This is a genomic window from Pollutimonas rozaliensis (assembly GCF_048751585.1).
In the GTDB taxonomy this organism is placed as follows: domain Bacteria; phylum Pseudomonadota; class Gammaproteobacteria; order Burkholderiales; family Burkholderiaceae_B.
Genome location: NZ_JAZHOB010000359.1, coordinates 1 through 237, shown reverse-complemented (window position 1 = coordinate 237; position 237 = coordinate 1). Strand labels below are relative to the sequence as shown.

At 45.6% G+C, this 237-nt stretch carries 1 protein-coding gene; it reads left to right on the top strand.

What is annotated here, in order from left to right; genetic code table 11:
• A partial coding sequence (locus V0R37_RS23235) for a cation:dicarboxylate symporter family transporter (RefSeq protein ID WP_420376709.1) occupies positions 1-237 on the top strand: 237 nt, incomplete at both ends.

The window sequence follows — 237 nt, the reverse complement described above, 5'->3', positions numbered from 1 at the left end:
TGCTGATCGGTTTTATTCCATCAAATCCTTTTGCAGATTTGACTGGCGCCCGTTCGTCTTCAATCATTGCCGTGGTCATCTTTGGTATTTTAGTCGGTATTGCCGCACGTAAAGTGATGCAAGAGAAAGAACAACTTGAAGCGCCTATTCGCCTCTTTGTTGATGCACTGCAATCCATTGTGATGCGCTTGGTTAAAATGATCATCGCCCTTACACCTTCCGGTATTGCCGCACTGA